At 44.7% G+C, this 12,766-nt stretch carries 9 protein-coding genes and 1 pseudogene; 3 read left to right on the top strand and 7 right to left on the bottom strand.

Annotated features, from left to right (window positions below):
- Both BLP33_RS26020 and BLP33_RS26015 read right to left on the bottom strand, forming a co-directional pair.
- Window positions 1-777, bottom strand: coding sequence for an SDR family oxidoreductase (locus BLP33_RS26020; RefSeq protein ID WP_090534729.1), 777 nt, complete (start codon window positions 775-777; stop codon window positions 1-3).
- Between the two features lie 163 nt (window positions 778-940).
- Window positions 941-1,198: a hypothetical protein gene (locus BLP33_RS26015; protein WP_090534727.1), complete on the bottom strand. Its 258-nt coding sequence runs from the start codon at window positions 1,196-1,198 to the stop codon at window positions 941-943.
- Window positions 1,199-1,366: 168 nt separating this feature from the next.
- Between BLP33_RS26015 and BLP33_RS26010 the strand changes: the two genes are divergently transcribed.
- Entirely contained in the window at window positions 1,367-1,981 is a 615-nt protein-coding gene (locus BLP33_RS26010; RefSeq protein ID WP_090534725.1) for a DUF1349 domain-containing protein, read from the top strand.
- Window positions 1,982-2,223: 242 nt separating this feature from the next.
- Window positions 2,224-3,813 (top strand): ribosomal protection-like ABC-F family protein, encoded by a 1,590-nt coding sequence (abc-f, locus tag BLP33_RS26005; protein ID WP_090534723.1) that lies wholly within the window; start codon window positions 2,224-2,226, stop codon window positions 3,811-3,813.
- Window positions 3,814-3,880: 67 nt separating this feature from the next.
- On the opposite strand, the gene BLP33_RS26000 is transcribed toward abc-f, so the two are convergent.
- The gene (locus tag BLP33_RS26000; protein ID WP_254780276.1) at window positions 3,881-6,538 is read right to left on the bottom strand and encodes a ligase-associated DNA damage response DEXH box helicase; all 2,658 of its coding nucleotides are present in this window, start codon (window positions 6,536-6,538) and stop codon (window positions 3,881-3,883) included.
- Window positions 6,539-6,622: 84 nt separating this feature from the next.
- On the opposite strand from BLP33_RS26000, the gene BLP33_RS25995 reads away from it, so the two are divergent.
- Window positions 6,623-7,294: a hypothetical protein gene (locus tag BLP33_RS25995; protein ID WP_090534720.1), complete on the top strand. Its 672-nt coding sequence runs from the start codon at window positions 6,623-6,625 to the stop codon at window positions 7,292-7,294.
- A 161-nt stretch (window positions 7,295-7,455) separates the two neighbouring features.
- Here BLP33_RS25995 and BLP33_RS25990 read toward each other — a convergent pair whose 3' ends face one another.
- The 4 genes and pseudogenes from BLP33_RS25990 to BLP33_RS25975 form a co-directional block, all read right to left on the bottom strand.
- The gene (locus BLP33_RS25990) at window positions 7,456-10,317 is read right to left on the bottom strand and encodes a M16 family metallopeptidase (protein ID WP_090534718.1); all 2,862 of its coding nucleotides are present in this window, start codon (window positions 10,315-10,317) and stop codon (window positions 7,456-7,458) included.
- 70 nt (window positions 10,318-10,387) lie between these two features.
- Window positions 10,388-10,933 carry a DUF2059 domain-containing protein gene (locus BLP33_RS25985; protein ID WP_090534716.1) on the bottom strand — a complete coding sequence of 182 codons (546 nt, stop codon included), beginning with the start codon at window positions 10,931-10,933 and terminating at the stop codon, window positions 10,388-10,390.
- 1 nt (window position 10,934) lies between these two features.
- Window positions 10,935-12,047, bottom strand: coding sequence for an acyltransferase family protein (locus BLP33_RS25980; protein ID WP_090534714.1), 1,113 nt, complete (start codon window positions 12,045-12,047; stop codon window positions 10,935-10,937).
- Window positions 12,048-12,248: 201 nt separating this feature from the next.
- Window positions 12,249-12,766 (bottom strand): annotated as a pseudogene (locus BLP33_RS25975) (glucosamine-6-phosphate deaminase); the annotation flags it as partial.

Genomic DNA, 12,766 nt, shown 5'->3' with positions numbered 1-12,766 from the left:
TTAAAAAATAGCGCGGCTGGCACCTCCGTCTACCTGCATGGTTGTCCCGCTGATGTATGCCGCCTGTGCAGACGAAAGGAATGCCACCAGTGCCGCAAACTCTTCCGGCTTGCCAATGCGTTTGAGTGGAATGCTTTTAGCTTTTTCCTTAATTGCCTCTTCGGGGTCCACGTCCTGGGGCAGTGTGTGCCTGATCCGATCTGTCAGAATAAGGCCCGGTGCGATATTATTGACAGTAATTCCATAAACGCCTAATTCCTCGGCAAGCATTTTGGCCGTACCAACTACGCCCATACGCATCGCGGTAGACAGCACCGAGTTGGTCAATACAGACTTGACCGAGCCACTAACGATATTGATAATACGGCCGCTGCCTGCCGTTTTCATGAACGGCAATACCAACCGGGATGTGCGAACGAAACTGAGCATGTTTTGTTCATAGGCCTGCTGCCATTGCGTGTCGTCAAAGCTCTCAAATTTTCCGAAAGGTGGCCCTCCGGCGTTATTAACCAATATATCTATCCGTCCGTATATGCTGCCCGCCCGATTTATAAACGAAGCCAATTGCCCGCTATCGCTGACGTCTACCGGAAAGCAGGACACTTCATTGCCCGTTTTTGAACTAATGTCGTCTGCGGCCTCGTTAAGCTCTGCCGCGTTCCGCGAACCGATGATGACTTTCGCGCCTTCTGCTGATAAAGCCATTGCCGAGGCTTTTCCTAATCCTTTACTCGCAGCCAGCACTACAGCCACCTTTTGATCTAATCCGAGGTTCATAAGCAAATCTTTTAAGAAGCAAATCTCTTGAATTTTTAGCTATAAGACCTGCTGTTCCAAAAAATTGACGATTAGCCCACAGTCAAACGATTATTCAGCTTTTTTGCGAAAGATTACAAATACTCTATGTGGTTATTACTTTGATTTTGGGCTGATTTTTCTTTCACCTGTTTGCCCTGCTCAGTTTCCTTCTAAACCTTGAAGCCAGGGATTCCAAATCACGTTTCTCAATGTCTTCGGGCTTATGGAACTGGGATAAAACAAGGGCCCTTGAAAGTTGAATAGTACCGTTGGTGGTTTTTACAAGAACGTTGTCTCCGCGTTCTGAATGATTTTTATAATTTCCGATTTGAGGATCGATACCGGCAAGGCGCATCAATAATTCAACTATAGCATAGAGCGGCAGTTTGTTCTTCGACATACATTTTGCTTATGTTGTTTAATACTAAGTTAAGTATATTTTAACAATTAATAAATAATACCCCTTCTCTGGCCTTACAAGGCGTGGTGTGATAAGGCCGGCCAAACAAAAATTTATAGCCTAAAACTATCTTCATTCTTTATTATCATATATCATAAATTTACCTCTATGAAAAAACTAACCTTTTTAACCTTATTTGCCCTGCTCAGCAAATTTGGTTTCGCACAAAATTTAAACAGTATGCAATGGTACAGTAAACCTCAAAAATCATTAATAGAAGGTAGTACGCTGCGCATGACCGTTGACCCCGCAACCGACTACTGGCGGGTAACACATTATGGATTTATAAGGGATAACGGTCCATTTTATTTTACCGAACAGGAAGGCGATTTTGAAGCCAGCGTAAAAATTACCGGGGCCTACAAAGAGCTGTTTCACCAGGCCGGGTTAATGGTAAGGATAGATAACAAAAACTGGATAAAAACCGGAATTGAATATGTTGACGGCGTGCAAAACGTAAGTGCTGTAGTTACCCGCGAAGTTTCGGACTGGTCGGTAGTGCCGAGGCATGACAGTCCCAAATCGGTTTGGCTGAAACTGCTGCGCAAAGGCGATTTCGTAGAGATCAAATATTCGTTCGATGGTGAAAAATATGATATGCTCCGCCTGGCTTATTTTCCGCCCAATGTAAAAGCGATGATAGGAATGGTAGCGGCAGCACCCGGTAAACAAAGCTTTGATGTAAAGTTTGAAGATTTTAAAGTACAGAAGATCAGCAAGTAATTTTGCCGGAAGATGGATAGAACTAAGCCTTTGAACTGGAGTTTGAAGGCTTTTTTATTTTAAAAGTATTATGGTAAAAAGAGGAATGAATATCGCGTTCATTACATTTCAACCATTTTTATTATTTTTGCCCCGGTAACCAACCATTCCCTTTATGTGATAAATAATTTCTTTCAGGACAGATAAACAGCGCCGTTACCACAACGCCCCTGCAATTATTCACCTTTTTAAAGAAAGAAATTATGCTTATTCTGCACGATATCACTTATATACACCCTAACCGTGATCTTTTATTTGCCGGTATAGATCTCGTAGTCAATAAAAACGATAAAATAGCCCTCATAGGCAACAACGGCACGGGGAAATCAACCCTGCTTAAAATATTGGCCGGAAACTTACAGCCCGCAAGCGGCGTGGTAAAAACCGGTTCGAAACCATATTATGTGCCCCAGATTTTTGGACAGTACAATGCATTTAGCGTTGCCGAAGCCCTGCAAATAGACGATAAACTAAACGCCTTAAAGCAGATTCTTGAAGGCAATGTTACCGACGAAAATATGACCCTGCTCAATGACGACTGGGCTATTGAGGAACGCTGCCAGGAAGCGTTTATACATTGGCAGCTTAAGGATATTGATTTGTCGCAAAAAATGGACACGCTTAGCGGCGGGCAAAAAACAAAAGTATTTTTAGCAGGCATCGCCATTCATCGCCCCGAAATAGTTTTGTTGGATGAGCCGAGCAACCATTTGGATAATTCAAGCAGGGAACTATTGTATAATTATATCCAATCAACCAATAATACGCTGGTGGTGGTTAGTCACGACCGTACCTTACTCAACTTACTTACTACGGTTTGCGAACTTAGCAAGCGGGGCATAACCGTTTACGGCGGAGATTACGATTTTTATGCCGAACAAAAAATGATGGAGAGCGATGCCCTGAACCAGGATGTAAGAAGCAGGGAGAAAGCGCTCCGCAAGGCTAAGGAAACAGAAAGGGAATCAGTTGAACGGCAGCAAAAGCTGGATGCCCGCGGTAAAAAGAAACAGGAAAAAGCCGGTGTGCCCACTATCATGATGAAAACGCTTAAAAACAGCGCCGAAAAAAGCACCTCGAAGATGAAGGGTGTCCATGCCGAAAAAACTGATGCTATCGCACAGGAACTAAGCCAGCTGCGTACACGGTTGCCGGATATTGATAAAATGAAGATGGGTTTTGACAATTCGGCACTTCATAAAGGGAAGGTACTGATTACCGCTAAGGACCTCAACTTTGGATACGGAGATCAAGAGCTTTGGACCTCGCCGTTAAGTTTTCAAATCACCAGCGGCGAAAGGCTGGCGATCAAAGGGGCAAACGGCTCAGGCAAAACAACGCTGATAAAGATGCTGCTGGGCTCACTAAAACCACAATCCGGCACAATAGAACGCGCGGCGGTTAAAGCCATTTATATCGACCAGGATTATTCACTCATCAATAACAAGCTCAGTGTTTATGAACAGGCGGAAGAATATAATTCGGGCGTATTGCAGGAACATGACATCAAAATTCGCCTCAACAGGTTTTTGTTTACTAAGGAGTATTGGGATAAACCATGCAGCGCCCTGAGCGGCGGCGAAAAAATGCGGCTGATGCTCTGTTCATTAACCATCAGCAACCAGGCACCAGATATAATCATCCTGGATGAGCCCACCAATAACCTCGATATTCAAAACATCGAAATTTTAACCGCAGCTATTAACGATTACCGGGGAACGCTCATCGTTGTATCGCACGATGAATATTTTTTAAAGGTGATCAACGTAGAACAGGAGATTTTGATAGGGTAAAAAGATAGAAAAAAAAGGGTCCACCGTTTGCTTTGCATACAGCTGGCCTCTTTTGTTTTTCATTTATTTAAAAACCCTTCTTCCTTGTGATCCCCGGCTTTCTGCTTTTCCGCTCTGCAGGTTCAGGAACACCTTCGGCGCCGTAGCTGCGGGCCATTTTGGCTATGCGCTCTTCCATGGTCTCGGTAGTTAGTCTTTCCCGGCCGAGGCTGTCAACCATGATCGGGAAGGCGAAAGGTGTTGGTCGCTCAATCACTTTCAAAATGATATTTTGTGTTTGGATCCGTTGCAAAGCAGCCCTTAGCCTGAACTCTTCTAATTGAAAGGCTAAAGCCTCGTTATAGGCCTGGCGTACCAGTAAGTTATCCGGCTCATACTCGCTGAAAACTTCAAACAGCAATGAGGTTGATGCCTGCAAATGCTTGTTCTTAACCTGCTGACCGGGATAACCCGTAAACACTAAACCTCCAATATGTGCTATATCCCTGAAACGGCGGCGGGCCATTTCATTAGCATTTAAGCTGTGCTGGATATCATCTATCAGGTTATCTATCGAAAAAAAACCGGCATCTTCCAGGGCTTCTTCAATAGGGATATCTTCGTCAGTAAGCAATTCAAAGCCGTAATCATTCATAGCGATAGAAAAACTTGCAGGCCTTATTTTACTGATGCGATAAGCCAGCAGCGATGCCATGCCTTCGTGAACCAACCGCCCTTCAAAAGGATAAAACAACAAATGGTGCCCTTCTCTCGATTTAAATGACTCGATCAAAAATTCATGGCTTTGCGGTAAGTGCGATAATTGCTGCTGCAAATCAAAAAGCGGTTTCAAAGCCTTAACCTCTACATCTTTTTCGATGCCATGCGCCACCTCATCCAGCTTAAGCCTGAATACAGCCGCCAGTTGTGATGACAGCGGCATCCGCCCCCCGTTCCAGCTTGGGATTATCCCTTTGGTTGAGTTGGATTTTTTAACGTAGGCTGTCATTTCCTTCACACGTACAAACTCCAAACTCCGGCCTGCAAACCAAAAGGTATTACCGGGTTTTAACTTCGATACAAAGGACTCTTCAATAGTACCCAAACTACCGCCGCTTAACCATTTAACACGGATACTCAATTCGCTGGTAATGGTACCGATACTCAGCCGGTGGCGCATGGCTACTCTGCGGCTATTTACTTTATACAATCCGTTTTCAACCTCAACTTTTAAAAATTCATCATACTGGGCAAGTGTTTTACCGCCGCTGGTAATAAAATCAAGTAATTGTCCAAATTCGTTCCTGCTCAGATCAGCAAAGGCATAAGTGGTTTTAACCTCCTTAAAAAGTTCGTCGGCGTAAAAACCATCAGACACGGCCAGTGTCACCATGTACTGAATCAGCACATCCATGGTAAGCAGCATCGGATCGCGGCTTTCAAAAATCTTATCCTTAATAGCTTCCTTCAGCGCCGCGCCCTCCAATAACTCAAGCGAGTGCGTGGGTACAAAATAAGCCAGAGATGTCGCTCCCGGATGGTGCCCGCTTCGCCCGGCACGCTGCATAAAACGGGCAACACCTTTGGGACTGCCAACCTGTACAACGGTATCTACAGGGCGAAAATCAACCCCCAGGTCCAAACTTGAGGTGCACACCACCAGTTTTAGGGCTTCGGCATGCAGAGCGGCTTCTACCCAGTTGCGCAGCTCGTTATCCAATGAGCCATGGTGCATAGCCATGATGCCCGCATACTCGGGGTAATTATCCAAAATGGCATGGTACCAGATCTCCGATTGAGAGCGCGTATTAGTAAATATCAGTGTGGTTTTACTTTTGGCAACTATCTCCATCACCTCGGGCAGCAGCTTTAAACCGATATGCCCCGCCCAGGAGTAATTCTCAATATTCTGTGGAATAATAGACCGGATATCCAGCTTTTTCTCCAGGTTAGCGCGTACCATTTTAACCTGTTCCGGCGGAAAATCATTTCCTAATAAAACTTCGGCAGCCTGTTCAAGATTGCCAATAGTTGCGGAGATACCCCAGATTTTGAGTTGGCGGTTTTGAGTTGGCAGTTGGCAGTTTTTGGTTCCGTTCACACTCTCGTTTGGCACCTTATTCCCCGCAAACGGCAAACTGTCCACTGCAAACTGATTATTACTGCCTACTGCAAATTGCCCACTGCAAACTGTAGCGAGGGCCTTAAGGCGGGATAGACCCAGCTCCACCTGCACTCCCCTTTTTGTACCTAACAACTCATGCCATTCATCGATCACAACTACCTGCAGCTGACTGAATAACTTAGGATATTCCTTTTGGGCAAGCATGAGGTGCAAGCTTTCCGGCGTGGTAAGCAGTACTTCGGGCAGCTTTTTTTTGAGGGCTTGCTTTTCGGCAGCAGGGGTATCCCCTGTGCGGGTAGCTATGCGCCATGGTAAGCCGATCTCATCGCAGGCTTCCTGCATGGCTTTACGGATATCGTTGGTAAGCGCCCGCAATGGGGTTATCCAAAGCATCAGCAAGCCATTATTTTGTTTGGTTTTATAGGTATCGGGATGTGTGTTGATAAACCCTGCCAGAAAAGGCAGGAACAGGGCAAAAGTTTTACCGCTGCCCGTGGGAGCATTCAACAAGCCTGAATAGCCGCCAAGGTACGCCTCCATCATTTCGGCCTGGAAAGGGAACTGCTCCCAGTTTTTTTCCATGTACCATTGCTGTATAACCTGTTGGCCTTTGCTTGTCATTATTCTGTTAACAAAATTTTTGTTGTTTGGTTATTGCACGAATAATCGAGCCAACAAAATAACTATTAAATTGGTTATGGTAATATGACGATCAGAAATAGCTTAATAATCATTTCGATAGCCATCTGCCTTTTGGCCTGCGGCAACAATTCAAAAAAAGAAACAACTTTGGCCGATACCAATCACGTACCCAGGGATACCACAGGCCAATATCCTTTCGATAAAAACGATACAACTACCCACCATATCATGGCATCGGATGCTAATACGGCCAACACCGTTCAGTCCGACTGGCTGATAACTCCCGGCAAAAGCATCGGGCATATTATTTTAAATGATGATGTGCAAAATGTGATAAAGCGATTGGGCAAGCCTGATAGCTCCGACGCGGCCATGGGCAGTTCATTGATGGTCTGGTTTGCCAAACATGATATTACCCGTTACCGTACCGCGATTTTTTCGCACCGCAACATGGGCAGTAAGGATGAATCAATAAGTCATATACAAAAGATCCTCGTAACATCGCCGCGGTTTAGAACCGGTGAGGGCGTAGGTATAGGTTCAACCAAACAGGATATTCAAAAATATTATTCATTAAAGCCAACCTCTACCTATACCAACAATGGCGGCAAGGTGCAGATTTACACCGATCCGGGTAAAGGGATTTCTTTTGAAATAGATAGCAGCGGCCGTTGCGTTGGCGTGGTAGTACATAAAGCCAATGATACTGCAGTGGCTTATTTGAATATGCATTGATTGTTTTCGACATAGAAACACATAATTGCGTCCTGGGCATACAAATCACGATAATTAAGCAAAGCCGCTTGTCCTGCCGAAGACGCATGTGATGGGTCTTTACAAATAAAGAAGGCCTTCCCGAAACGGAAAGACCTTCTTTATTATGATATCTACTATCCTTATTTCTTTTCGGGCATCAATATCAATTTAATCAAATTTTTACCGCTTAGATATTTATTAGCTGCATCTTTAGTGCTTTGAGGGGTTATTTGTTCAAGGCTGCTTACATGCCCCAGGATTTGGTCCGGGTTTTCGCCGTTTTGCGATGTAGAGGCAAGATATCCTGCCCAGAAAACATTTTGCTTTAGCTGCTGCTGGGTTGAACGGGCTTCTTCGGCAACAAATTTCTGGATATCTGCCGGTAAGGCGCCGTTCTGTTTAATTTTGGCTATCTCCTCCATGGTAGCGTTGATCAGCTTATCCACATTTTCGGGTGCGCAACCAAAAGATATGGTAAAAGTGTAACGCCCCCCCGGAATTTTATGGTAGCCGGCCCTTACCCCGGGAGCATATACACCGCTTTCCTGCTCACGTAACCGTTCAATCAGTTTAATGTTCAGTACTTCTTCCAGCGCATCTACCTGTATATTGTTAGCTTCATTGTAATCATAATCGCCGCTAAAAACCAATTGTACAGTGCTTTTATCACCTACCCCTTTATTCACCGTTTTGGTGATCAAACCCGCAGGCGGCTCAATATTCATGTTTTTGTAAGTTTCCTTGCTGTTGGTTGAGGGCAAACCGCCAAGGTAATGCTCAAGGTATGGCTTAATTGTTTCTATGTTAAAATTACCCACCAGTGTAAAGGTAAAACCACTGGCGTCGGCAAAGCGTTTTTTGTAAAAATCGTAAGCTTTATCAAGTGTTGCCGCATTTAACCTTGGTAAGGTAGTTACCATACCACGGAAATTATAGTTACTTAATACAGCCGATACCGTATCCTGGTAAACACTTCCGGGATCAAGCCCGCGGGTACTCAATATCGACCTGGTTTGATCGATGTTGGCATCCCAGATGTCTTTGTCTTTACGCGGCTGGGTAAAGTACAGGTAAATCAACTGAAGGGCTGTTTCAAAATCGGCTGGTGAGGTATTTCCCGAAATACCCTGTGCAAACTCACTGATATACGGCGAAATACTCAGGTTTTTGCCAGCCAGCTTTTTATCAAGCATGCCCTGGTTAAACTGCGCTATACCGCTTCCGCTGATAATAGATGAGGCCAGGTTTGCCGACGTAAATTCATCATCACTTGCCAGTGATGTACCGCCAAAAGCATAACCGTTTATCAGGATCTGATCGTTACGGTATTCAGTAGGTTTTAAGATCACTTTTAAACCATTGCCTAAAGTAAGCGTGGTTGTACCAAGGGCCTCATCTGTTTCTTCTTTAGCAACTTTAGTACCTTCAGGAACTTTGGCCAGCAGCGGGTCACTTGATACGTTATCAATATAGGCAGTTACATTTTGGCCGCCTGTGGCAATCCAGTTCAGCAAGGTTTTTTCGTCGGGCAAATTAGCTTTTTCTTTATCCGGGGCTTGTACTACCACCACACGGTTTTGATCGCTGATAAATTTACCGGCCATGGCATTCATATCGGCCAGGCTTACTTTATAGATATTGCCTATATAAAAATTATACTCATAGCTGATGCCGGGGATAGCCTCGCCGGTTAAAAAGTTGGCCTGGTATTCACGTACAAAATTTGCCGAAGGGGTTTTATCCCTCTCCCGGTAAGCATTCCCAATACCAACCAGCGCATCCTGCTTGGCGCGTTCCAGCTCGGTAAGGGTAAAACCAAATTTGCGGGCGCGTTCAGATTCGGCCACCACGGCTTTAACCGCTTTTTCAAGTTCGCCGGGTTTGGCGACAACCAGTGAAGTGTAAGCATCCTGGTCGCCAATAAAATTACCATAGCTGGTACGGCCATATAAAAACGGCGGATTAGGTTTTTGCAGCAACTCGTTTATGCGCGAATTAAGCATCTGGTTAAACAACTGTATCCTTACCTGCTGCATGTAATCGCCGGTAGTTTTAGTAACCGTGCCAGGATGTTTTACAATGATCTGTGCAACAGTGTATGGATACTCGGGATCCGTAACAATTTTTACCGCGGTACCCGGTGTTGCAGGTACGGAATATTTTGTCCTCGGCTTTTCGGCGGCCGGGTTTTTAAGCTGTGAAAAGTTTTGTTTAATGAGCGCCTCAACACGTTTTGGGTCAAAATCACCCACGGCAACAACAGCCTGCAAATCGGGGCGATACCAATCCTGGTAAAAAGCTTTGATAGTTTCGGGCTTAAAGTTTTTCAGGATATCTTCCTTTCCTATCGGCAAGCGGAGCGCATACCTTGAGTTGTTAAGCAGTACGGGCAATGTTTGTTGTTGCAGGCGTTCCTGGGCATTTTTGCCGCGAAGGCGCTCTTCTTCCAAAACAACGCCGCGTTCTTTATCAATTTCGGCAGGATCAAAACTTACATACCCGGCCCAATTAGCCAGTATATTAAAGCCTTTTTCAAACACACTGACGGTATCGGTTGGCAGAGGTAATTGATATACGGTTTCGTTAAACGAAGTGTAAGCGTTTAAATCGGCGCCAAATTTTACGCCTGCTTTTTGCAGGTAGTCAACCATCTGATTTTTTGGAAAATCGCGTGTACCGTTAAAAGCCATGTGCTCGGTAAAGTGGGCCAGGCCCTGCTGATCGTCATTTTCCAAAACCGAACCGGCTTTATTAACCAGGTAAAGTTCGGCCCTGCTTTTAGGTTCAACATTGGCACGGATATAATAAGTTAAGCCATTGGGTAATTTACCAATGATCACATCCTTGTCAACCGGTAATATATCGCTCTTGGCAGCAATGGCCTGGGTGCCGGGTTTATTTTTAGGCGACGGAACAGGTTTCTTTTTTACTTGTGCAAAAGCACTTCCGCCCGAAAGTGTTAAAGCCAATAGGGCCAGCGGAACGTATTTGTTCAGGTTCATTATAAAGTTTAATAGTCAGGGTACTAAGATGCAAAACGAAAATCTTAGTTACAAAGTATTGTTATGAAAATTAATGTTTTGTAGCTGATTTTGAGGCTGGCTTTTTAGCGGGAGGCTGATTAGCCGGAGCCTGGTTAGAAGAACCAAAAGCATCCTGCATCATTTGCGTCAGTTCGTCTTTATGTTCTGCAACCGCATTCTGGCCAACCATCATCCCCCTTTGCATTAACGCAGGCAATTTTGAGCTTACTTTTTGCCCTATCGGTGAGCTATAAAACACAGAAATCTGATTAAGCTCATCTTCAGTAAATTCTTCAGCATAAATAGCCGCCATTTTATCTTTGAGCAAATCCCAGGTAAAGTATTTGTTCATAAAGGTTTTCATCACATCAATGAATTTGGCACGCTGCTCTGCAGGCATTTGACTACTTGTGGAGTTAATAATATTATCCATCATTCCGCCAAACTGTTTATCTATACCAATAGAAATTAACAATTGCTCAGCGGCCTTTAAATGAGATTGGGTAATAGTTTGAGTGGTTGTTTGCGCTTTTAAGCTTGAAAAAGAAAACAGGATGATTCCTGTTAATGCGATAAGTTTAAGTTTTAGGTTCATATTAAATTTTGATAAAGATCTTTTTGATGTAGAACACCCACATCACTACCCATAAAATGAGCACCGTAAATATAGCACTTATCAATGAAGCATTTACAGGTGAAAAATAAGGCGCAAAAAAAGTTTGATAAATAGACGAGCCGTTTATTTTAATCATCCCTATATAATGCGGAATAAAGCCCGACAGCACATAAGCTGTTATAGCATTGGTGCCAAATACCACAAAGGGATAAGTAAAGCGTTTGTACCCTTGTATGTCAATAAGCCAGTAGCATAAAGCCAGCCCAATGGTTGCCAGGCCGCCGGTATAAAGCACAAAGGAGCTTGTCCACAAGGCTTTGTTAATAGGAAAAAACAAATCCCAGAACAAGCCTGCTATAACCGCGATTATTCCGTAAACAAACATCCAATTAGTTTTGATATTGTCATCGCGGTCTTTACGTTTTAGCCAGCTGCCCACCCTAATGCCAAACAAGGCTGTGGCAACGGCGGGAATAGTCCCCAGCAAACCTTCCGGGTCCCAGGTATGCGATTCGCGCCAGAGGTGATCGGGCGTAAATACCAGCCTGTCTATCCATGCCCCCATATTGGTTTCAGGCTCAAGATTGGCATAGCCTACACCCGGTACAGGGATAAAGGTCATGATGATAAAATAACCTATAAGCGCTCCGGCAAAAATCCAGTCGCGCGTTTTTTGTGATGTTTTGAGATAAAGTACTGTGCTGATGAAATACACCAGGGCTATGCGCGGCAACACACCCGGCAAACGTAAATGAGCCAGCCCTGTATCGGGGTGCAAGGTCAGTTGAGTTATCCAGGGGATCAGCAGCAGGATCACGGTACGGCGCAGCGCCTTGAGGATGAGTTTACTATGCGATACCGTAGCCTTTTTACTTTCCATGGCATATATAACCGATACGCCAACCATAAACAAAAAGAAAGGAAAAACCAGGTCGGTAGGTGTACAACCGTTCCATTTAGAATGTTCGAGCGGTGCATAGATATGCCCCCAATCACCGGGATCATTAACGAGGATCATCATGGCGATGGTAATGCCCCGGAATACATCAAGGGAAAGAAGCCGCTTTGGTTTTTCGGTTATGGTTGAGGTCATAGGCTACATTAAAGAAATTCCCTCCCAAGGGAGGGGTACGTTTGGAATGTGCATTGGCAGGGAGGGGTTTATACACCCTGTCAAAAACAAGGCTAATCGATGAAACCCCTCCCTACACCCTCCCAAGGGAGGGAATCGCACATGGCCTTCAATTATTACCCCATTGCCTGCTTCCACAAGGCAATGAGGTTCTATAAATCCTTAAAACATATATCGTTTAAACGCCTCCATAGCCTCATATTCAGCAAGGCCAAGGCGGTCGTAGCGATGGGCGGTGTCACGGGTGCGGTCTTCTGCACGTACCCAGAACTCCCTTGCATCATCACCCGGGAATACAGGCCTGTCCTTTTGCGACTGGTGTTTGAAGATCGCATTTCGTTTGCGGATCACCTCCTGTGGCGACAATGGTACTGCCATCTCTATCTCATGTGTTTCAAACTCATGCCATGCACCACGGTACATCCACAGCCAGCAGTCTTCAACCCAGGCTTCTTTTCCTTTTAATCTTTCCAGTGCAGCTAAGATGATTTTGAAGCATACCAGGTGGGTTCCGTTAGGATCTGCAAAGTCACCTGCCGCGAAGATCTGCTGTGGTTTTACTTTTTGAAGCAGGTCGATAGTCAATTGAATATCTTCCTCACCTACCGAATTCTTTTTGGTTTTACCGGTTTCGTAAAACGGCAATGCCATAAAGTGGATATGATCATCCTGTAAGCCCG

The sequence above is a fragment of the Mucilaginibacter sp. NFR10 genome (genome assembly GCF_900100445.1).
Lineage (GTDB): Bacteria > Bacteroidota > Bacteroidia > Sphingobacteriales > Sphingobacteriaceae > Mucilaginibacter > Mucilaginibacter rubeus.
Note: the sequence above shows the minus strand (reverse complement) of the source record. Positions and strands in the feature narration are given on the sequence as shown.

Coding starts and splice junctions, on each gene's coding strand:
- BLP33_RS25995 (WP_090534720.1), top strand. CDS start 6,623: ATGACGATCAGAAATAGCTTAATAATCATTTCGATAGCCATCTGCCTT.
- BLP33_RS26015 (WP_090534727.1), bottom strand. CDS start 1,198: ATGTCGAAGAACAAACTGCCGCTCTATGCTATAGTTGAATTATTGATG.
- BLP33_RS25990 (WP_090534718.1), bottom strand. CDS start 10,317: ATGAACCTGAACAAATACGTTCCGCTGGCCCTATTGGCTTTAACACTT.
- BLP33_RS26020 (WP_090534729.1), bottom strand. CDS start 777: ATGAACCTCGGATTAGATCAAAAGGTGGCTGTAGTGCTGGCTGCGAGT.
- BLP33_RS25980 (WP_090534714.1), bottom strand. CDS start 12,047: ATGACCTCAACCATAACCGAAAAACCAAAGCGGCTTCTTTCCCTTGAT.
- BLP33_RS25985 (WP_090534716.1), bottom strand. CDS start 10,933: ATGAACCTAAAACTTAAACTTATCGCATTAACAGGAATCATCCTGTTT.
- abc-f (WP_090534723.1), top strand. CDS start 2,224: ATGCTTATTCTGCACGATATCACTTATATACACCCTAACCGTGATCTT.
- BLP33_RS26000 (WP_254780276.1), bottom strand. CDS start 6,538: ATGACAAGCAAAGGCCAACAGGTTATACAGCAATGGTACATGGAAAAA.
- BLP33_RS26010 (WP_090534725.1), top strand. CDS start 1,367: ATGAAAAAACTAACCTTTTTAACCTTATTTGCCCTGCTCAGCAAATTT.